Origin of the sequence: Enterobacter sp. CPE_E863 (assembly GCF_046521465.1) — a bacterium.
Classification (GTDB): Bacteria; Pseudomonadota; Gammaproteobacteria; order Enterobacterales; family Enterobacteriaceae; genus Enterobacter; species Enterobacter adelaidei.
In genome coordinates this window covers 2519996-2540096 of sequence record NZ_JBKFZX010000001.1, presented here as the reverse complement: position 1 = coordinate 2540096, position 20101 = coordinate 2519996, and the positions used below count along the sequence as shown (strand labels likewise).

The 20101-nt window shown below is 54.6% G+C and carries 21 protein-coding genes; 11 read left to right on the top strand and 10 right to left on the bottom strand.

Features of this window, described 5'->3' with window-relative positions; genetic code table 11:
- The first annotated feature begins 133 nt into the window (after nucleotides 1–133).
- Nucleotides 134–343 carry a protein YoaL gene (locus ACLHV8_RS12475; RefSeq protein WP_072032730.1) on the top strand — a complete coding sequence of 70 codons (210 nt, stop codon included), beginning with the start codon at nucleotides 134–136 and terminating at the stop codon, nucleotides 341–343.
- The gene (gene yoaE / locus ACLHV8_RS12470) at nucleotides 331–1890 is read left to right on the top strand and encodes a CNNM family cation transport protein YoaE (protein WP_028018671.1); all 1560 of its coding nucleotides are present in this window, start codon (nucleotides 331–333) and stop codon (nucleotides 1888–1890) included. Before ACLHV8_RS12475 ends, yoaE begins: the two co-directional genes overlap by 13 nt.
- Nucleotides 1891–1896: 6 nt before the next feature.
- On the opposite strand, the gene ACLHV8_RS12465 is transcribed toward yoaE, so the two are convergent.
- From ACLHV8_RS12465 to pabB, 4 genes are all read right to left on the bottom strand, one after another.
- Complete coding sequence (locus ACLHV8_RS12465) at nucleotides 1897–3495, bottom strand: cyclic diguanylate phosphodiesterase (RefSeq protein WP_134708067.1); 1599 nt, start codon at nucleotides 3493–3495, stop codon at nucleotides 1897–1899.
- Nucleotides 3496–3626: 131 nt separating this feature from the next.
- Nucleotides 3627–4991, bottom strand: coding sequence for an L-serine ammonia-lyase (gene sdaA / locus ACLHV8_RS12460; RefSeq protein ID WP_023336071.1), 1365 nt, complete (start codon nucleotides 4989–4991; stop codon nucleotides 3627–3629).
- Between the two features lie 185 nt (nucleotides 4992–5176).
- Nucleotides 5177–5755 carry a CoA pyrophosphatase gene (locus tag ACLHV8_RS12455; RefSeq protein ID WP_047652298.1) on the bottom strand — a complete coding sequence of 193 codons (579 nt, stop codon included), beginning with the start codon at nucleotides 5753–5755 and terminating at the stop codon, nucleotides 5177–5179.
- A 6-nt stretch (nucleotides 5756–5761) separates the two neighbouring features.
- Nucleotides 5762–7087: an aminodeoxychorismate synthase component 1 gene (pabB, locus tag ACLHV8_RS12450; protein WP_208594414.1), complete on the bottom strand. Its 1326-nt coding sequence runs from the start codon at nucleotides 7085–7087 to the stop codon at nucleotides 5762–5764.
- A gap of 61 nt (nucleotides 7088–7148) precedes the next feature.
- Here pabB and ACLHV8_RS12445 point away from each other — a divergent pair, with 61 nt between their 5' ends.
- Nucleotides 7149–7340, top strand: a complete 192-nt coding sequence (locus tag ACLHV8_RS12445; protein ID WP_208594415.1) for a YoaH family protein — start codon at nucleotides 7149–7151, stop codon at nucleotides 7338–7340.
- Nucleotides 7341–7346: 6 nt separating this feature from the next.
- Here ACLHV8_RS12445 and ACLHV8_RS12440 read toward each other — a convergent pair whose 3' ends face one another.
- Complete coding sequence (locus ACLHV8_RS12440; protein ID WP_023312193.1) at nucleotides 7347–7691, bottom strand: RidA family protein; 345 nt, start codon at nucleotides 7689–7691, stop codon at nucleotides 7347–7349.
- 133 nt (nucleotides 7692–7824) lie between these two features.
- Here ACLHV8_RS12440 and ACLHV8_RS12435 point away from each other — a divergent pair, with 133 nt between their 5' ends.
- The 5 genes from ACLHV8_RS12435 (at nucleotide 7825) to rnd (ending at nucleotide 14204) form a co-directional block, all read left to right on the top strand.
- Nucleotides 7825–9735: an ATP-dependent DNA helicase gene (locus ACLHV8_RS12435; protein WP_028018676.1), complete on the top strand. Its 1911-nt coding sequence runs from the start codon at nucleotides 7825–7827 to the stop codon at nucleotides 9733–9735.
- A 66-nt stretch (nucleotides 9736–9801) separates the two neighbouring features.
- A complete protein-coding gene (gene tsaB / locus ACLHV8_RS12430) occupies nucleotides 9802–10497 on the top strand; it encodes a tRNA (adenosine(37)-N6)-threonylcarbamoyltransferase complex dimerization subunit type 1 TsaB (RefSeq protein ID WP_208594417.1) in 696 nt (231 codons plus the stop codon).
- 37 nt (nucleotides 10498–10534) lie between these two features.
- Nucleotides 10535–11116 (top strand): Slp family lipoprotein, encoded by a 582-nt coding sequence (locus ACLHV8_RS12425; protein ID WP_028018678.1) that lies wholly within the window; start codon nucleotides 10535–10537, stop codon nucleotides 11114–11116.
- A 203-nt stretch (nucleotides 11117–11319) separates the two neighbouring features.
- Nucleotides 11320–13005 carry a long-chain-fatty-acid--CoA ligase FadD gene (gene fadD, locus ACLHV8_RS12420; protein WP_208594418.1) on the top strand — a complete coding sequence of 562 codons (1686 nt, stop codon included), beginning with the start codon at nucleotides 11320–11322 and terminating at the stop codon, nucleotides 13003–13005.
- Nucleotides 13006–13076: 71 nt separating this feature from the next.
- Complete coding sequence (rnd, locus tag ACLHV8_RS12415; RefSeq protein WP_028018680.1) at nucleotides 13077–14204, top strand: ribonuclease D; 1128 nt, start codon at nucleotides 13077–13079, stop codon at nucleotides 14202–14204.
- 73 nt (nucleotides 14205–14277) lie between these two features.
- Here the strand turns inward: rnd and minE are convergent, their stop codons facing one another.
- From minE to minC, 3 genes are read right to left on the bottom strand one after another with little or no spacing between them, the layout of a single operon-like run.
- A complete protein-coding gene (gene minE, locus ACLHV8_RS12410; protein WP_008500504.1) occupies nucleotides 14278–14547 on the bottom strand; it encodes a cell division topological specificity factor MinE in 270 nt (89 codons plus the stop codon).
- A gap of 3 nt (nucleotides 14548–14550) precedes the next feature.
- Nucleotides 14551–15363, bottom strand: coding sequence for a septum site-determining protein MinD (minD, locus tag ACLHV8_RS12405; protein WP_023312187.1), 813 nt, complete (start codon nucleotides 15361–15363; stop codon nucleotides 14551–14553).
- Between the two features lie 23 nt (nucleotides 15364–15386).
- Entirely contained in the window at nucleotides 15387–16094 is a 708-nt protein-coding gene (gene minC, locus ACLHV8_RS12400; protein WP_208594419.1) for a septum site-determining protein MinC, read from the bottom strand.
- A gap of 123 nt (nucleotides 16095–16217) precedes the next feature.
- On the opposite strand from minC, the gene ACLHV8_RS12395 reads away from it, so the two are divergent.
- The 3 genes from ACLHV8_RS12395 (at nucleotide 16218) to ACLHV8_RS12385 (ending at nucleotide 17734) form a co-directional block, all read left to right on the top strand.
- Complete coding sequence (locus tag ACLHV8_RS12395) at nucleotides 16218–16493, top strand: YcgL domain-containing protein (RefSeq protein ID WP_028018682.1); 276 nt, start codon at nucleotides 16218–16220, stop codon at nucleotides 16491–16493.
- 47 nt (nucleotides 16494–16540) lie between these two features.
- On the top strand, nucleotides 16541–17200 hold the full coding sequence (locus ACLHV8_RS12390) for a fumarylacetoacetate hydrolase family protein (RefSeq protein ID WP_028018683.1): 660 nt from the start codon (nucleotides 16541–16543) through the stop codon (nucleotides 17198–17200).
- 93 nt (nucleotides 17201–17293) lie between these two features.
- Nucleotides 17294–17734, top strand: a complete 441-nt coding sequence (locus tag ACLHV8_RS12385; protein ID WP_049008556.1) for a YcgN family cysteine cluster protein — start codon at nucleotides 17294–17296, stop codon at nucleotides 17732–17734.
- A gap of 65 nt (nucleotides 17735–17799) precedes the next feature.
- Here ACLHV8_RS12385 and dsbB read toward each other — a convergent pair whose 3' ends face one another.
- Together dsbB and nhaB are read right to left on the bottom strand one after the other, a co-directional pair.
- Nucleotides 17800–18330, bottom strand: coding sequence for a disulfide bond formation protein DsbB (dsbB, locus tag ACLHV8_RS12380; protein ID WP_028018685.1), 531 nt, complete (start codon nucleotides 18328–18330; stop codon nucleotides 17800–17802).
- Between the two features lie 143 nt (nucleotides 18331–18473).
- Entirely contained in the window at nucleotides 18474–20012 is a 1539-nt protein-coding gene (nhaB, locus tag ACLHV8_RS12375; protein WP_049008558.1) for a Na(+)/H(+) antiporter NhaB, read from the bottom strand.
- Between the last annotated feature and the right edge of the window lie 89 nt (nucleotides 20013–20101).

The following is a 20101-nucleotide window of genomic DNA, read 5'->3' as shown; positions in this document are numbered from 1 at the left end:
GTGAAAAAATAATTTATGTGATGAAGATCCGTAATTTAGCTTTCGCAATCGAGAAATTACTCGTCAAGAATTAAGTCTTATCGAATTTTTGCAAAGGAACGTAAATCTTTGCTAAACAGATATTGTCTCTGATATGTTTAGCCTCCGTTTAATTGTTCAGGAGTATAGGGCTACAGCCCACTATATGGACCGTCACCGACGTCAGACATCTACCAGGCCATTTCGCGCCTATTTCACCGGCGATCCTCGCCACGTATCGACTCTGTTTGCCTCTGTTTTGCCCACATTGAGTGGGGCACCGTTTCGTCATTCCTTTAGCAGGAGCTTGTCATGGAATTCTTAATGGACCCGTCAATCTGGGTGGGATTGCTCACGCTGGTGGTGCTGGAGATTGTTCTCGGCATTGATAACCTGGTGTTTATCGCCATCCTTGCGGACAAACTGCCGCCAAAACAGCGTGATAAAGCGCGCCTGATCGGTCTGTCGCTGGCGCTGGTCATGCGCCTGGCACTGCTGTCCGTCATCTCGTGGATGGTCACGCTGACAAAACCGCTTTTTTCCGTCATGGATTTCACCTTCTCCGGCCGTGATTTGATCATGCTATTGGGGGGGATATTCCTGCTGTTTAAAGCGACGACAGAGCTGCATGAGCGGCTGGAAAACCGTCAGCACGATGATGGACACGGTAAAGGCTATGCCAGCTTCTGGGTTGTTGTGATGCAGATCGTGGTGCTTGATGCAGTCTTCTCGCTGGATGCGGTGATCACGGCCGTCGGTATGGTGAACCATCTTCCGGTGATGATGGCGGCTGTTGTTATTGCGATGGCGGTTATGCTACTGGCCTCGAAACCGCTGACGCGTTTCGTGAATCAGCATCCGACGGTAGTGGTACTGTGTCTGAGCTTCCTGCTGATGATTGGTCTGAGCCTGGTGGCGGAAGGCTTCGGTTTCCATATTCCGAAAGGCTACCTGTACGCAGCCATTGGCTTCTCAATTCTGATTGAGCTGTTTAACCAGATTGCGCGCCGTAACTTTATTAAACAGCAGTCGAATCAGCCGCTTCGCGCCCGTACTGCAGACGCCATTCTGCGTCTGATGGGGGGGCGTCGACAGGTCAACGTCCAGTCTGACTCCGAAAACCGTCATCCGGTTCCGGTCCCTGAAGGGGCGTTTGTGGAAGAAGAGCGCTACATGATTAACGGCGTACTCTCCCTGGCCTCGCGTTCACTGCGTGGGATCATGACGCCGCGCGGCGAAATCAGCTGGGTTGATGCTAACCTGAGCGTGGATGAAATTCGTCGGCAGTTGCTCTCGTCACCACACAGCCTGTTCCCGGTTTGCCGTGGTGAGCTGGATGAGATCATCGGTGTCGTCCGTGCAAAAGAGATGCTGGTGGCTCTGGAAGAGGGTGTCAACGTCGAAGCCATCGCCGCTGCTTCACCTGCGATTGTGGTGCCGGAAACGTTAGATCCAATCAACCTGCTGGGCGTGCTACGCCGTGCTCGCGGTAGCTTTGTGATCGTCACTAACGAATTTGGCGTAGTACAGGGGCTGGTGACGCCGCTGGACGTGCTTGAAGCGATCGCCGGTGAGTTCCCGGATGCAGACGAAACACCTGAGATCGTGGCTGACGGCGAAGGCTGGCTGGTTAAAGGTACAACCGATCTGCATGCGCTCTCGCACACCCTGGGGCTGGAAAACGTGGTCAACGATGAAGAAGACATTGCCACCGTGGCGGGTCTGGTCATCGCGGTTAACGGGCAAATCCCACGAGTGGGGGATGTTATCGAACTGCCGCCGTTGCACATTTCCATCGTTGAAGCCAACGACTATCGCGTTGATATGGTTCGTATTGTTAAAGAACACTCTGTCCACGATGAAGATGAGTAAGTCTGCTTAACGTAACGGCATTAAAGGCACGATGTGTCCGTTATGGTGTGCTGGCGGGGGGGCGCTTCCCGCCAGCCATTGCGGAAAATCTCGCAGTGGCATAGGCCGCGCATAGAAAAACCCCTGCAGGACAGGTACCCCATGACGGCGTAAATACCGCGCCTGCTCCTCTGTCTCGACTCCTTCAGCAACCAGTTCGATATTCAGCCGCTGACCCAGAGCAATAATGATGTCTGTCACCGTTGAATTTACTGCATCAGTTCCAATTGCAGTGGTAAACGACTGATCAATTTTCAGAACGTCCGGGTGCAGTTTTTCAAGCCAGGAGAGGGAACTGTTCCCGGTGCCAAAATCGTCGATAGCGAGTTTCACCCCCTTACGATGGAGCTCACGCACAGTGCGATAATCCGCATCCAGCAACGCATCTCGTTCCGTTAATTCAATCACCAGTTGCTGGCGCGGGTGTGCGCTGAACCAGAAGTGGTTCAGATCCTGTATCAACACAGCGCGACGGAAATGGCTGGCGGCGACGTTAATCCCAATGTGGAAACCTGCGCTGGAAGGAAAGTAACCTATCTGGCGCACCGTTTCGGCGATGACGTAACGGGTCAGGGGAACAATCAGGTTGTGTTCTTCTGCCAGAGGAATAAACACTTCCGGGGAGATCCACCCCTGACGGGGATTATTCCAGCGCAGCAGGATCTCAACACCAGAGCACTCCTGAGTACGGGCATTCACCAGCGGCTGACAGAAAAGCTCAAATTCCCGCGCCGCAATCCCCATATCAATCTCCCATGTGAAGCTCATCCGGTTTGCCGTAGCGAGCCAGGCGAGATATCCCAGCAACAGGCTCAGCATTAACCCCAGCGGCAGTTGGGCTGGCAGGCTCTTTAAGGCGAGTTGTCCAGGACCCGGCCCGCTTACTGTAATGGAGAAAGGATTACGGATTGATGACTGCTGGAAAATAGCGCCATCTTCATCAAATGTCAGGCTATCAGTGACGCGTTGACCATAACGCAGGAAGCGATCGCCCACGGTCAGCGCCACGTCATCGATCAGCGGGCGCTGGGGTTCCAGTATCATTTTGGTGATCAGATCAATATTGATGATTTCAATAACGCCATCTTCACCGTCACCGGAAACAGGGTACCACTGGATCAAAATCGGACTGCCCTTAAGCAGCCACTGGTCGGTCGATAAAATCAACTTCGTCGTATTGGCGGGTAATTCTTTCAGAAAATCACGAACCGGCACATCGCGGCTACCGAAAATACTGGAGCAATAGAGAATACCGTCTTTAATCAGGGCAATGGAGCGCACGGTCTGCAAAATGGCTGCCTGCTTTCGCAGAGCAAGGTGCACCTGAGGGCAGGGTTGACCCACGAGGGACTGCAGCACCTTGCGACGGTTTTCTAATGAAAGCAGTATGTTATCAAGGGAGCGAACGGTATGGCTGGTAAAATCGAGGATCCGCTGTTGGTTGACGTTCCGCTGCGAAATAAAGCGAATACCTAATGTCAGGATGAGCGTGAGGAGCGCGACCGTCACACAGACGATAACGCGTTTTCGGCGATAGTTTTTAATGATCGTTTGTGCTGTTTGCATGAACGGGCGCCTGATAAGCCACCAGCCACAAAAGCCGGACGCAACAGTACAAAGTGTAGTGGTGAAAGCAGAAGGAGACGAGAAACAGGAGGGAAATTCGCCCATCCGTTGCAGATGGGCGAAAGAGAGTATTAGTCGCACTGCACCTTAATAGCCAGGCCACCACGGGACGTTTCACGGTATTTCGCGTTCATGTCTTTGCCCGTTTCGTACATGGTTTCAATCACCTTATCCAGCGATACGCGAGGTTCGCTGGTACGGCGCATCGCCATGCGCGAGGCGTTGATGGCTTTCACTGAGGCAATCGCGTTACGCTCGATGCACGGTACCTGCACCTGGCCCGCGACCGGGTCACAGGTCAGACCGAGGTTATGCTCCATACCGATTTCAGCCGCCACACAGACCTGCTCAGGGCTTGCTCCCAACAGCTCTGCCAGACCGGCTGCCGCCATCGAACAGGCCACACCCACTTCACCCTGACAACCGACTTCAGCGCCAGAAATTGAGGCGTTCATTTTGTACAGCGCACCGATGGCACCTGCCGCCAGGAAATAACGGATGTAGATGTCCGGGGTCACGGGCTCAATAAAGTGATCGTAGTAGGCCAGCACCGCCGGAACGATGCCACACGCGCCGTTGGTTGGCGCAGTCACGACACGACCCCCTGCGGCGTTTTCTTCGTTAACCGCCAGGGCAAACATGTTTACCCAGTCGACCACGTTCATCGGGTCGTTGGAGAACTTGTCCGTGGTCACCAGCATACGGCGCAGGGCGGAGGCACGACGCGGCACGCGGAGCGGACCCGGCAGAACGCCTTCGGTGTTCATCCCGCGATCGATACAGGCGCGCATGGTTTGCCACACGTTCGCAAAATAGTCTTCAATCTCTTTTTTGCTGTGCAGTGCCAGTTCGTTCTGCATCACCATACCGGACAGTGAAAGACCGGTCTCTTTGCAGTAACCCAGCATTTCGGTAGCCGATTTGAACGGGTACGGTACGTTGACGTCGCCGACGCTATCTTTGCCAAAATGCTCTTCATCGACGATAAAGCCCCCGCCGATGGAGTAGTAGGTTTTGCTGTAAATCTCTTTTTCACCGCTATAAGCGTGAATGGTCATGCCGTTTTCATGCAGCGGCAGGTTGTCGCTACGAAAACGCATGCCATCATCCTGCGGGAAATCGACTTCCTGCTGGCCGTTTGCCAGCAGCAGGCGGCCACGTGTTTCCACGTCGCGAATGAATGCCGGGATGGCATCAATATCAACGGTATCTGGCATATTGCCTGCCAGACCCATAATAATGGCGATATCGGTGTGGTGGCCTTTACCCGTTAATGACAGTGAGCCGTAAACATCCACGGCGACACGGGTAACGCTTTCCAGTAATCCTTTTTCGACCAGATCATCGACGAACTGTTTACCGGCCTTCATCGGGCCAACAGTATGGGAAGACGAAGGGCCAATTCCCACTTTGAACATGTCGAATATACTAATCACTTTCACACTCCTGACAGGGTTACCGGGGTTCCAGTAACGATGTTATAACTGCGCATAGTGTAAGAGGGAACACCGACCTCGGCTTAACTATTCACATGAATTAAACTAATGGTTAACGATGGGTTTTGCTAATAGCGCGACGCAGATCGCAAACCTGGCAGAAGAGGGTGGAATGTAAAGTATAGTCAAGGCTTCAGGCCGATTTGCAACGCCAGCTCACGAATAATCCCCGCCGTCATGCCCCAGACAAAATAATGCTGATACCAGGACAACCAGACCCGATGGTCATGTCCGCGACGCTGAATATCCAGCGGGTGATAACGACTCAGTCGAAGGGCTTCATCCAGCGGCATTTCAAACACCGCGGAAACTTCATCAACGCTGGCGTGATACTGCAGGCCCGGCGGGATAATGCCAACCACTGGCGTGACCTGAAACCCGGTGACACTGTCGACGGGCGGCAGCACGCCGATAACCTCCACCGCCTCTGGCGGAATGGCAACCTCTTCCTGCGCCTCCCGCAGCGCGGCGGCAATCAGCGAGGCGTCGGAACTGTCGACTGCGCCTCCTGGAAAGGCGACCTGACCCGCGTGCTTACGTAAATGGGGAGAACGCTGGGTGAGCAGCAGGCCCGGCTGCGCGCGACGCACGACCGGGATCAGTACGGCTGCCTGACGCTGATTAAGCGCTTCGCGGTTGACCTGCGGTCGTAATAGCTGAAAACGAGATAAAAAGTCATCCAGCGTCAGGTTCTCTTTTTCCACCCGTGATTACTCCAGTTGTTTCAGGATACGGTTAACTTTATCAAAGGTTTCCTGATATTCCGCATCGACCTGGCTATCAGCAACAATGCCGCCCCCGGCAGAACAGTACAGGTTCCCGTTGCATGCCGTCAGCGTGCGGATCGTAATGCTGGTATCCAGCGTGCCGCACAGGCTTATATAGCCAATGCTGCCGCACCAGGCGTTGCGGCGGTGCGGTTCCAGTTCGTCGATGATTTCCATGGCGCGAATTTTTGGCGCGCCGGTGATGGAACCGCCCGGAAACGCGGCGCGGAGCAGATCGCAGGCGGTGCGAGAAGTGGGCAGACGCGCGGTAATGGTACTGACCAGATGATGCACCGCCGGGAAAGGTTCGACGACAAACAGTTCCGGCACGCGCACGCTGCCCGGAACGGCCACCCGGCCTATATCGTTACGCATGAGATCAACAATCATCAGGTTTTCGGCGCGGTCCTTCGGTGAGGTGGCCAGTTTTTCTGCCTGCTGACGATCGGCGTCGGGATCGGTAAGACGCGGCAATGTGCCTTTAATCGGACGGGTTTGGATCGTACCCTCTGCCAGATGAATAAAGCGCTCAGGTGACAAGCTGAGTATTGCCCCCTGTTTCAGGCGAATAAACGCGCTGAACGGTGCCCGGTTAGTGGCATTGAGGCGGGTAAATGCCTGCCATTCGTCGCCTTCATAAGTCGCCTGGAAACGCTGGGCAAGGTTAACCTGGTAGCAGTCACCGCTTTGCAGATACGCCTGAACGCGCGAGAATTTTTCGGCATAATCCGCGGCGCTCATATTCGAGCGCCAGTCGGAGGTCAGCATGAACGTCTCTGCGGGTGTAGCCTGTTGCGCCTCTAGCCAGTCCAGACGCGCCTGCACGTCACGATGGCTCAGCAGGGAAACCGTTTTTTTCTGGTGATCAACAATTAACGCCCAGTCATACAGCCCCACGGCCATGTCGGGCAGGGGAATATCAGCCTGCGCATGCTCAGGCAGCGTTTCGTAACGACGACCCAGATCGTAGCCAAACAGGCCCAGCGCGCCACCCTGAAAAGGAAGGTCCGGGTTCGGTGTGGCAGATAAGCCCAGCGCGTTAATTTCTTGCTGAAGCTGCATCAGCGGATCGTCCGTTAACGGCAGGTCATCGGTTGTCAGCGTCTTGACGGGATCGGCGACCAGAATATCGAAGCGGCTGTACGGGTGGTCCGCATAGCCGGAGTGCAGCAGCATCGCAAACGGAAGATGGCTCAAACGAGCAAACCAGAATTCAGCGGCGTCCGTACGCCAGGGCAGGGTAATAACAGTGGGGAAGCGCATGTTCATGTGTGGCATACTACCGGGCAGCGTGAAATAATTAGCGCCAATAATCTAGCAGGAGTTGACGATGTTTGCAGGTTTACCTTCTCTGAGCCATGAACAGCAGCAGAAAGCGGTTGAGCGAATTCAGGAACTGATGTCCCAGGGGATGAGCAGCGGACAGGCGATTACCGTTGTCGCCAAGGAGATTCGCGCCAGTCATTCCGGCGAGCGGATCGTGGCGCGTTTCGAAGATGAAGATGAAGATCCAGAAGAGTAATCGGGCTTACACCGCCGCGATAATCTTAATCTCAACCTTATACTCCGGTTTCATCAGCGTGGCCTGTACGGTGCAGCGTACAGGCGCGTGACCTGCTACAACCCACGCATCCCAGGCTTTGTTCATCGCCGCAAAATCCTCTTTGTTTGCCAGGAAAATCGTCGCATCCAGAATGCGGGATTTGTCGCTGCCCTGTTTTTCCAGCACCGCGTCAATCTGCGCCAGGGTATTTGCCGTCTGCTCGAACGCATCTGCGTCCAGGTTAGCCGGTACGCCGGTGTAGTAGAGCGTCTGGTTATGGATCACCACATCAGACCAGCGGGCTTCGGCATCAATGCGCACAATTGTCATAAACGTTTCCTCGTTATTTTTCGTCATCAGGCGGCAAGACTGCCATATTGTTCCGCTGACGTCACTATTTGGGGTGGCACTGGAGAGAAGGGGCTGACATAATCCCTGTGCAAAAATACAGTGAGAGAACACCGTGGCAGACGATTTTTCCCCTGAAGGTCAATTAGCACAGGCCATCCCTGGCTTCAAACCGCGTGAACCACAGCGGCAGATGGCGCATGCCGTTGCACGCGCCATCGACAAGGCGCAACCGCTGGTGGTCGAAGCCGGAACCGGCACGGGGAAAACGTATGCTTACCTTGCACCGGCGCTGCGCGCGAAAAAGAAGGTAATTATTTCCACCGGGTCGAAAGCGCTGCAGGATCAGCTGTACAGCCGCGATTTGCCCACGGTGGCAAAAGCGCTGAAATACAAAGGTCGTCTGGCCTTGCTGAAGGGGCGCTCCAACTATCTCTGTCTGGAACGTCTTGAGCAGCAGGCGCTGGCGGGTGGCGATCTGCCGGTGCAAACTCTGAGCGACGTCATTATTCTTCGCGCCTGGGCGAACCAGACCGAAGAAGGGGATATCAGCACCTGCGCGAGCGTGCCGGAAGACTCTCCTGCCTGGCCGCTGGTGACCAGTACTAACGATAACTGTCTTGGCAGCGACTGCCCGCTGTATAAAGACTGCTTTGTGGTGAAAGCGCGCAAAACGGCGATGGATGCCGACGTGGTGGTGGTTAACCACCATCTGTTTCTCGCCGATATGGTGGTTAAAGACAGCGGTTTCGGCGAGCTGATCCCCGAGGCGGACGTCATGATCTTCGATGAAGCCCATCAACTGCCGGATATCGCCAGCCAGTATTTCGGTCAGTCGCTCTCCAGCCGTCAGCTACTGGATCTGGCCAAAGATTTCACCATTGCTTACCGTACTGAATTAAAAGATACCCAGCAGCTACAGAAATGTGCCGACCGTCTGGCGCAAAGTGCCCAGGATTTTCGCTTACAGCTTGGCGAGCCGGGCTATCGTGGCAACCTGCGTGAACTGCTGGCCGACAAAAATATCCAGCGCGCACTGCTGCTGCTGGATGATGCCCTTGAGCTCTGTTACGACGTGGCGAAACTGTCGCTCGGACGCTCCGCGTTGCTGGATGCCGCCTTCGAGCGCGCCACGCTCTATCGCGGGCGGCTTAAACGGCTGAAAGAGATTAACCAGCCGGGGTTCAGCTACTGGTATGAGTGTACCTCACGTCATTTCACCCTCGCCCTGACACCACTTACCGTAGCGGATAAATTCAAAGAGGTGATGGCGCAAAAACCGGGAAGCTGGATCTTCACCTCGGCAACGCTTTCGGTGAATGACGATTTGCACCACTTTACCGAGCGTCTGGGTATCGAGCAGGCGGAGTCGCTGCTGCTGCCAAGCCCGTTCGATTACGAAAAACAGGCGCTGCTCTGCGTGCCGCGCAATTTGCCGCTACCGAATCAGCCCGGTGCCGCACGCCACCTGGCGGCGATGTTAAAACCGATGATTGAGGCCAACAATGGCCGCTGCTTTATGCTCTGCACTTCTCACGCCATGATGAGAGACCTGGCTGAGCAGTTCCGTGCCACTATGACCTTGCCAGTGCTGTTGCAGGGTGAAACCAGCAAAGGGCAACTGCTGCAGCAGTTTGTCAGTGCTGGTAATGCCCTCCTTGTGGCCACCAGCAGCTTCTGGGAAGGGGTGGATGTGCGCGGGGACACGCTCTCGCTGGTGATTATTGATAAACTGCCGTTTACCTCTCCGGACGATCCGCTGCTGAAAGCGCGCATGGAAGACTGCCGCCTGCGCGGAGGCGATCCGTTTGATGAAGTCCAGCTGCCGGATGCGGTAATCACCCTTAAGCAAGGGGTAGGGCGATTGATCCGCGACGTGACCGACCGCGGTGTGCTGGTCATTTGCGATAACCGGCTGGTGATGCGCCCATATGGTGCCACTTTCCTTGCAAGCCTGCCGCCCGCGCCGCGCACGCGGGACATAAAACGCGCGGTGCGTTTCCTCGCAAACCCAACGGCGGAGTAATTTGCCCCGGAGTGTGCTAAGATGCGCGCCATTTTGTGACTGACCCTTGCGAGAGCGCGACAACTGATGCGAATTCTGGCTATTGATACCGCTACAGAGGCTTGTTCCGTTGCCCTGTGGAACGACGGTACTATCTCTGCTCATTTCGAAGAGTGCCCACGGGAACATACCCAGCGCATTCTGCCCCTGGTAAAAGCGATTTTAACTCAGGGCAACACCTCCTTAACCGACCTCGATGCGCTGGCCTTTGGCCGAGGGCCTGGCAGCTTTACGGGCGTACGTATCGGGATTGGCATTGCACAGGGGCTGGCGCTGGGCGCTGAGCTGCCGATGATTGGCGTCTCTACTCTCGCCACCATGGCGCAGGGCGCATGGCGCATGACCGGAGCAACGCGTGTGCTGGCCGCGATTGATGCCCGCATGGGTGAAGTCTACTGGGCTGAATATACGCGCGATGAAAACGGCGTGTGGCACGGTGAAGAGACGGAAGCCGTGCTTAAGCCGGAAGCGGTCACCGAAAGACTGCAACAGTTGTCCGGTGAATGGGCGACCGTTGGCACTGGCTGGCCTGCGTGGCCGGAGATGGCGAGCGGCACCGGGGTGACACTGGTAGACGGCAACATGCTGCTGCCGGCTGCGGAAGATATGCTTCCGATTGCCTGCCAGCTGCTCGCAGAAGGAAAAACCGTTGCCGTTGAACACGCGGAGCCGGTTTATTTGCGAAACACCGTCGCGTGGAAGAAACTTCCGGGCCGCGAGTGAATCTCAGTAACAGGAACTGAGAAAAAGGAGTCGCATCATGGCGGTTCAGACCAAAGTAGTACGCCTTATTATGGCAGGCGCAGTTGCCATAGCACTGAGCGGATGCGTTTCCGTTCCTGATGCGATTAAGGGCAGCAGCCCAACGCCACAGCAGGATCTGGTTCGGGTGATGAATGCGCCTGAGCTGTACGTCGGCCAGGAAGCCCGCTTTGGCGGCAAGGTGATCGACGTGCAAAATCAGCAGGGGAAAACCCGTCTGGAGATCGCGACCGTCCCGCTGGACAGCGGTGCCCGGCCTGTTCTGGGTGAAGCCTCTCGCGGACGTATTTATGCGGACGTCAGTGGTTTCCTTGACCCGGTCGATTTTCGCGGGCAGCTGGTGACCGTCGTCGGGCCAATTACCGGCGCCGTGCAGGGCAAAATCGGCAATACGCCGTACAAATTCATGACCATGCAGGTTAACGGGTATAAACGCTGGCGGCTGGCACAACAGGTGATTATGCCGCCTCAGCCGATCGACCCGTGGATGTGGGGGCCGCATCCTTATCGTTATGGCTACCCAGGTTGGGGTTGGTATAACCCAGGACCTGCACAGGTACAGACTATCGTTACTGAGTAACTTACTGTTATTGTTGGAAAAGAGACAGCGGCTCAGCCGCTGTCTCTGTTTTTTTACGGACAAGACGAAAAAAAAGAGTGACGCGCTTCGCAACCTTAAATCTGAACAATTAATAAACTGGTACGCTGAGTTAATATAATGTTAACAAACTGTTTATTATCGGGGTTGTGATGACGACGAACACTCATTTCAGAGGTGATGCATTGAAGAAGGTTTGGCTTAACCGTTATCCCGCAGATGTTCCTGCCGAGATCAATCCTGACCGTTATCAATCCCTGGTTGAATTATTTGAACACTCGGTAAGGCGTTATGCCGATCAACCCGCTTTCGTGAACATGGGCGAGGTGATGACGTTCCGTAAACTTGAGGAGCGTAGCCGGGCGTTTGCGGCGTATCTGCAGGAAGGGCTGGGGCTGCAAAAAGGGGACCGCGTCGCGCTGATGATGCCGAACCTGCTGCAATACCCGGTGGCGCTGTTCGGTATCCTGCGAGCCGGGATGATTGTCGTCAACGTTAACCCGTTGTACACGCCGCGTGAGCTGGAACACCAGCTGAACGACAGCGGCGCGGCGGCGATAGTGATTGTCTCTAACTTTGCCCACACGCTGGAAAAAGTGGTCGACAAAACCCAGGTTAAGCATGTCATCCTGACGCGTATGGGTGATCAACTCTCCACCGCCAAAGGCACGCTGGTTAACTTTGTCGTTAAATACGTCAAACGCCTGGTGCCAAAATACCATCTGCCTGATGCTATCTCCTTCCGCCGTGCGCTGCACGCGGGCTACCGTATGCAGTATGTGAAACCCGACGTGGTGGCAGAAGATCTTGCGTTTCTGCAATACACAGGCGGGACCACCGGCGTGGCGAAAGGCGCGATGCTGACCCACCGTAACATGCTGGCTAACCTTGAACAGGTGAACGCCACTTACGGGCCGCTGCTGCATCCGGGCAAAGAGGTGGTGATCACCGCGCTTCCGCTGTATCACATCTTTGCGCTGACCATGAACTGCCTGCTGTTTATTGAGCTGGGTGGTCAGAACATCCTCATCACCAACCCGCGCGATATCCCGGGCCTGGTGAAAGAGCTGGCGAAATATCCGTTCACCGCCATGACCGGGGTGAATACCCTGTTTAACGCGCTGCTTAATAACAAAGAGTTCCAGCAGCTGGATTTCTCCACGCTGCATCTCTCTGCGGGCGGCGGCATGCCGGTTCAGCAGGCGGTCGCCGAGCGCTGGGTCAAACTCACCGGTCAGTATTTGCTGGAGGGCTACGGCCTGACGGAATGTGCTCCGCTGGTTAGCGTCAATCCACATGATATCGACTACCACAGCGGTAGCATTGGTCTGCCAGTGCCTTCGACAGAAGCCAAACTGGTCGATGATGACGATAACGAAGTTGCACCGGGCGAGCCGGGAGAACTGTGTGTCAAAGGGCCACAGGTGATGCTGGGTTACTGGCAGCGTCCCGATGCGACCGACGAAATCATCAAAGACGGCTGGCTGCACACGGGTGACATCGCAGTGATGGATGACGAGGGCTTCCTGCGCATCGTTGACCGTAAGAAAGATATGATCCTGGTGTCCGGGTTCAACGTCTATCCGAACGAGATCGAAGATGTCGTCATGCAGCACAGCGGCGTACTCGAAGTGGCGGCGGTAGGGGTTCCTTCCGGCAGCAGCGGTGAAGCGGTCAAAATTTTTGTGGTCAAGAAGGATCCCTCTCTCACCGAGGAGGAGCTGGTAACGTTCTGTCGTCGTCAACTGACGGGCTACAAGGTACCGAAGCTGGTTGAATTCCGCGATGAGTTGCCGAAATCCAACGTCGGAAAGATATTACGACGAGAATTACGTGACGAAGCCCGTGGCAAAGTAGACAATAAGGCCTGAGCTTCACGCTAATCGCCCAGACGCCGGTTAAGCCGGCGTTTTTTATGGGCGCAAACAAAAGAGAACCCGTTTTGAATTACCAGATGATCACGACCAATGACGAGCTGGCTTCGCTGTGCGAAGTGACGCGCGACTTTCCTGCCATTGCCCTGGATACCGAGTTTGTTCGTACCCGGACGTACTATCCGCAGCTGGGTTTGATTCAGATGTTCGACGGTAAACATGTGTCGCTGATCGATCCTCTCGGTATTACCGACTGGACGCCGATGCGTGACCTGCTGCTCGATACTGCCGTGACGAAATACCTGCACGCAGGCAGTGAAGATCTGGAGGTATTTCTCAACACGTTTGGCATCATGCCACAGCCGTTGATTGATACGCAGATCCTGGCGGCATTCAGCAATCGTCCGCTCTCATGGGGCTTTGCTGCTATGGTAGAGGAGTATACGGGCCTGACGCTGGACAAAAGCGAATCCCGTACTGACTGGCTGGCGCGCCCTCTGACTGAGCGTCAGCTGGAATACGCGGCGGCAGACGTGTTTTATCTGCTGCCTATTGCCGGACAGCTGATGAAAGAGGCTGAAGCTTCAGGCTGGCTGGCTGCAGCCCTGGATGAGTGTCGTATGGCGCAGCAACGTCGTCAGGAAGTGGTTGACCCGAAAGACGCCTGGCGCGATATCAGTAATGCCTGGCAGTTGCGTACGCGTCAGCTGGCGTGCCTGCAGCTGTTAGCGGACTGGCGTCTGCGCAAAGCCCGCGAGCGCGATCTTGCCGTTAACTTTGTAGTCCGCGAAGAGCATCTCTGGGCGGTCGCGCGCTATATGCCAGGCAGCATGGGCGAGCTGGACAGCATTGGGCTTTCGGGAAGCGAAATCCGTTTCCACGGCAAAACCCTGCTGGCGCTGGTCGCAAAAGCGCAGGAGCTGCCGGAAGATGCGTTGCCGGAACCGCTGCTGAATCTGATGGATATGCCGGGCTACCGTAAAGCGTTTAAGGATATCAAAGCGCTGGTGCAGGTCGTCGCAACGGAAAGCAAACTGAGTGCGGAACTGCTCGCCTCACGCCGACAGATTAACCAGCTGCTGAACTGGCACTGGAAGCTGAAACCGCAAAATGGTTTGCCGGAAATGGTAGCAGGATGGCGCGGAGAATTGATGGCCGATCGCCTGAATACGCTGCTGGAAGGGTATCCGCGCTAATAAATATGCCGGGTGAAATACCCGGCATATTCCCCCGGCGGCGCTGCGCTTACCGGGCTACAAAATCACAAACCTACGGACGTGACTCTTCCGCTTCCGGAAGCGTAACGTTCAGCTCCAGAATCGAAATATCCCCGTCTTTCTGCTCCAGCTGTACGGTGACCATCTCCGGGTCAATCTGCACATACTTACAGATCACTTCCAGGATATCCTTACGCAGCTGCGGCAGGTAATGAGGCTCGGCGTCGCTACGACGGCGCTCCGCCACGATAATTTGCAGACGTTCTTTAGCGATGTTGGCGGTGTTCTTTTTCCGCGAGAGAAAAAAGTCCAGTAATGCCATAACTTATCCTCCGAACAGGCGTTTGAGGAAACCTTTCTTCTCTTCTTCAATGAAGCGGAAAGGACGTTCTTCTCCCAGCAGACGGTCAACAGTATCAGCATACGCTTTACCTGCATCTGCCATTGTATCAAGGATCACTGGCTCGCCCTGGTTAGAAGCGCGTAACACGGACTGATCTTCCGGGATAACGCCTACCAGTTTGATGCGCAGGATCTCCAGCACGTCTTCCATGCTCAGCATGTCACCTTTGTTCACGCGGCCAGGGTTGTAGCGGGTGAGCAGCAGGTGTTCTTTAATCGGGTCTTCGCCATTTTCCGCACGACGGGATTTAGAGGCGAGGATCCCCAGAATGCGGTCTGAGTCACGCACGGATGAAACTTCAGGGTTGGTGGTGATGATCGCTTCATCAGCGAAGTAGAGCGCCATCAGGGCACCGGTTTCGATGCCGGCAGGGGAGTCGCAGACAATGAAGTCGAAATCCATTTTTTTCAGATCGTCGAGCACCTTTTCCACCCCTTCACGGGTCAGCGCGTCTTTGTCACGCGTCTGAGAGGCCGGAAGAATGTAGAGGTTCTCGGTGCGCTTGTCTTTAATCATCGCCTGGTTCAGCGTGGCATCGCCCTGAATGACGTTCACGAAGTCATACACGACGCGACGCTCACATCCCATGATCAGGTCGAGGTTACGCAGACCGATATCGAAGTCGATAACGATGGTTTTCTTTCCCTTCTGGGCCAAACCAGTAGCGATGGCCGCGCTGGAGGTGGTCTTGCCAACGCCTCCTTTACCCGAAGTAACAACAATAATGCGTGCCATAGAAATTCCTTGTTAAAAAGGGATCAATTCAACGGTTGAACGGTCAACGCGTCGTCTGCCAGAAGCAGGCGAGCCGCTTTGCCATAAAATTCGGCTGGGATCTTGTCGCTCAGCCAATATTCACCTGCGATGGACACCAGTTCCGCCGTCAGGTGAGTACAAAATATTTGCGCATCCCGATCGCCACTTGCTCCCGCGAGCGCGCGTCCACGCATCATACCGTAAACGTGAATATTGCCATCTGCAATCAGCTCTGCGCCAGCACTGACGTGGCTTGTAACAATCAGATCACAGTTTGGTGCATAAATGCGCTGACCGGAACGAACCGGTACATCAATCATTCGCGTTTTTGTGACGGGGGTAACGTTTTGCACCACGGGAGGGGGCGTCTGGACGGCAACAGGTGCTGCACGTGAGGCTTTTTCTTTGCCCTCAGTCAGAAGTGGCAGCCCCGCACGGTCAATTTCCGCTTTCAACTCAGCATCTTTGCAGCCGCTGATGCCCACAATACGCAGACCGGTCGAGGAGACGGCTTGCTGGAGAAGTTTCCAGTTAACCGGTGCTTCAAGCGCGCTGACATTGATAACAACAGGGGCATGTTTCAGAAAAGCGGGAGCCTGGGCGATTTTGTCTTCTAACGCCTGACGAATAACCTCGGGTTTTGCATCATGCAAATGTACCACTGATAAGGTGAAGCTACTGCCTTTAAGCTCGATGGGCGTGTTTGACATCCTGGCCTTACTCAATTTGCTATTAACCGCAACCACTCGCTGCGATATTCCGAAGAGTATCAGGCATGTTATAGTCAGGAGTATATTGAGGCAAGCAACCACCCATTAATTCAGAGTAAAAACATGTTTTGTGTGATCTACAGAAGTACAAGTCGTGACCAGACCTATCTTTATGTCGAAAAGAAAGACGATTTTTCCCGCGTGCCTGAAGAATTAATGAAAAGCTTTGGCCGACCGCAGCTGGCGATGCTGCTGCCGCTGGATGGTCGTAAGACGTTGGTGAATGCCGATCTGGAAAAAGTGAAAACGGCATTAACCGAGCAGGGCTATTATTTACAGCTTCCGCCGCCGCCTGAGAATTTATTAAAACAGCATCTTGAGGCGAACGGAAAAAAATAGTCTCAACTGTTTTTGGACTCAACACATCAACCGTTTAGGGGTCGACCATGTATCAACATCATAACTGGCAAGGTGCATTACTGGATTATCCCGTCAGCAAAGTGGTCTGCGTGGGCAGCAACTATGCAAAACATATTCAGGAGATGGGCAGCGCGACGCCAGAAGAACCGGTTCTGTTCATTAAGCCAGAAACGGCGCTTTGTGATATCCGTCAGCCGCTGGCCTTACCGCAGGGGCTGGGTTCAGTCCACCACGAAGTTGAACTCGCCGTGCTGATCGGCGCGACGCTGCGTCAGGCCTCTGAAGAGCACGTGCAAAAAGCGATTGCTGGCTACGGCGTTGCGCTGGACCTTACGTTGCGTGATGTTCAGGGGAAAATGAAAAAAGCCGGGCAGCCGTGGGAAAAAGCCAAAGGGTTTGATAATTCCTGCCCGATCTCCGGTTTTGTGCCAGTGGGCGAGTTCACTGCTGACCCGCAGGATACGCCGCTTTCCCTGAAGGTTAATGGTGAATTCCGCCAGCAGGGAACCACCGCCGATATGATCCACAAGATCCTACCGCTGATTGCCTATATGAGCCGCTTCTTTACCCTGAAACCGGGTGATGTGATCCTGACAGGTACACCGGAAGGTGTTGGCCCGCTACTCAGCGGGGATGAGCTTGAGGTTGGTTTTAACGGCCTGTCGCTGAAAACCCGCGTGCTGTAACTGCATCTTGCCGCCTGAAGAGGGCGGCAAAACTTGCAACAACGTGCCAGACTCGTTATAAGGTGCGCTTTCTTTTGACGTGTGGACATCCTGATGAACGACATCCCTTTCTGGCAAAGCAAAACTCTTGATGACATGACTGACGCGGAATGGGAATCATTGTGCGACGGATGCGGGCAGTGCTGCCTGCACAAGCTGATGGATGAAGATTCTGACGAAATCTACTTCACCAACGTTGCCTGCAAACAGTTGAACATCAAAACCTGCCAGTGCCGTAACTATGAGCGTCGGTTCGAGTTTGAGCCGGACTGCATCAAATTAACCCGCGATAACCTGCCAACTTTCGAATGGCTGCCGCATACCTGCGCGTATCGCCTGCTGGCGGAAGGGAAAGGTTTACCAAACTGGCACCCGCTGCTGACGGGGTCGAAAGCGGCGATGCACGGTGAGCGCATTTCAGTGCGCCACATTGCGGTGAAAGAGTCTGAGGTTCGGGACTGGGAAGATCACATCATGAATCATCCCAACCGTTGAGTTGAAATAAAAAACCCGCCGAGGCGGGTTTTTTATTGTTTGCTGTATGTCGGGTAGCGCTGCGTTTACCTTCCAAACAAATCGCGTTTCTTCGGTTTGAATGGCTGAGCAATCAGCACCAGCAGTGCCACGACGAAGTAGGCCACAAAAATACCCACCAGCCACTGCGGCATCTCCAGGGTCAGGAATTCCCACTGACGAACGGAGCAGTCGCCGGAAGCAACAAACACCTGCGGCAGCCATTTATCCAGCGGTAGCCAGCTCGGGAAGCGGGCGGCGAAATCACAGGTCATAAATGGTGACGGATGCAACTGCATCATGGTGTGCTGCCAGGAGAGTTCAATCCCTTTCCAGGCGCTGTACAACCAGATAGCGATTGCGGCATAGCGCAGCGGTGATTTCGGGGCAATCGCGCCCACCAGACCCGCCCCCATAATGCCAAACAATGCGCAGCGTTCGTAAATACAAAGCACGCAAGGCTTGAGTCCCATTACATGCTGGAACCACAGCGCGACCATTTCCAGCGCAAAGGCGGTCAGGGCCATTAACAACCACGCTCCGCGACCGCGGGAGCACTGGTTTAAAAATCTCAACATAATCATTTCCCTGGAACATGCTTAGAAAGCGCAGTGTAAACGAATTCGTTTTTCGCGCCACCTGTACCTGACGAAATAAAACGTAATTGGATGTTTATCGTGCGAAAAAACAAACGGGCAGCGAACTGCCCGAGATGCATACTTTATTGCGCCGCAAGTATACCCGCTTGTATCAACCATTGCGTACAGGGAATGAGGGTAATTTTGACGCAAAGCAATCCCACGATCGTGAGCACCAGCGTATAGGGCAGGGCCATCCAGACCATCTTGCCATAAGAAAGTCGTATGAGTGGCGCCAGCGCGGAGGTCAACAGAAAGAGGAAAGCGGCTTGCCCGTTAGGGGTCGCAACCGACGGCAGGTTAGTGCCGGTGTTGATCGCCACAGCCAGCAGCTCAAACTGCCCCGTACTGATGACGCCTTGCTCCATGGCCGCTTTAGCCTCATTGATGTAGACCGTCCCGACAAAGACGTTGTCGGATATCGACGAGAGCAGGCCGTTAAACAGATAAAACAGCGAGAGCTGAGCATCCGGTGCAGCCTGTAAAACAAAGGCAATAATTGGCGCGAAGAGGTGTTGGTCAATAATTACCGCCACAACGGCAAAAAATACAGCTAACAGCGCGGTAAACGGCAAGGCTTCGGTAAACGCCTTGCCGATAGCATGTTCATCCGTTACGCCAGTAAATGTGGCGGCGAGGATAATAACCGAGAGACCAATCAACCCCACTTCAGCAAGATGAAACGCCAGCGCGGCAATAAGCCAGACACCGATGATCCCCTGCGCAATAAGACGCAGTGTCTCCTGGCGCGTCCGCTGGCTACGGCTTTGCAGATCGAATTTATGCAGTTCCTGACGCACCGGGGCCGGGAGTTGTGCGCCATAGCCAAAGAGACGAAACTTCTCCACCAGCATGCAGGTCACCAGACCGCAGATCAGAACCGGTATACTCACCGGTGCCATTCTCAGGAAGAAATCACCAAAATGCCAGCCAGCCGCTTTGGCAATGATCAGGTTTTGGGGTTCACCCACCATTGTCATCACGCCACCCAGGGCGGTGCCAACGCCGGCATGCATCATCAGGCTTCGCAGGAAGGCGCGAAATTGTTCCAGCACTTCCCGGTGGTAAGTATCAACCTGGCTGTCATCCAGCAGATCGTCACCGGGGCGCGAAGAGGCCACCCGATGGTAAATGCCGTAAAATCCAACGGCAACGCTTATCACCACCGCAACGACCGTCAGGGCATCCAGGAAGGCCGAAAGAAAAGCAGCAGCCACGCAGAAGGCCAGCGACAGAAGTGTTTTCGACGGAATGCTGAGCAGCAGGCGGGTAAAGATAAACAGCAGTAGCTGTTTCATGAAGTAGATACCGGCCACCATAAATATCAACAGCAGAAGCACTTCCAGATTAGAGGCCAGTTCTGCTTTAACATGCTCTGCGCTGGTCATACCGATAACGACCGCTTCAAACGCCAGCAATCCGCCCGGCAGCAGGGGATAACATTTCAGCGCCATTGCCAGGGTAAAGATAAACTCGGCCACCAGCAACCAGCCGGCAATAAACGGGCTCACAATAAAAATGATGGGATTAACGACCAGGAACACCAGCAATAACAGTTTGTACCAGTCGGGTGACTGGCCTAAAAAATTGCGCCACACTGCGCGCCCAAAAGAAATTTCCACGACAGACGTCCTTCCCCGTCAACTCAGACAAAACATGAGTATACGCAAAAATCGCGGCCTGGAGGTGGATAAGTCAGTATTGTAAATTT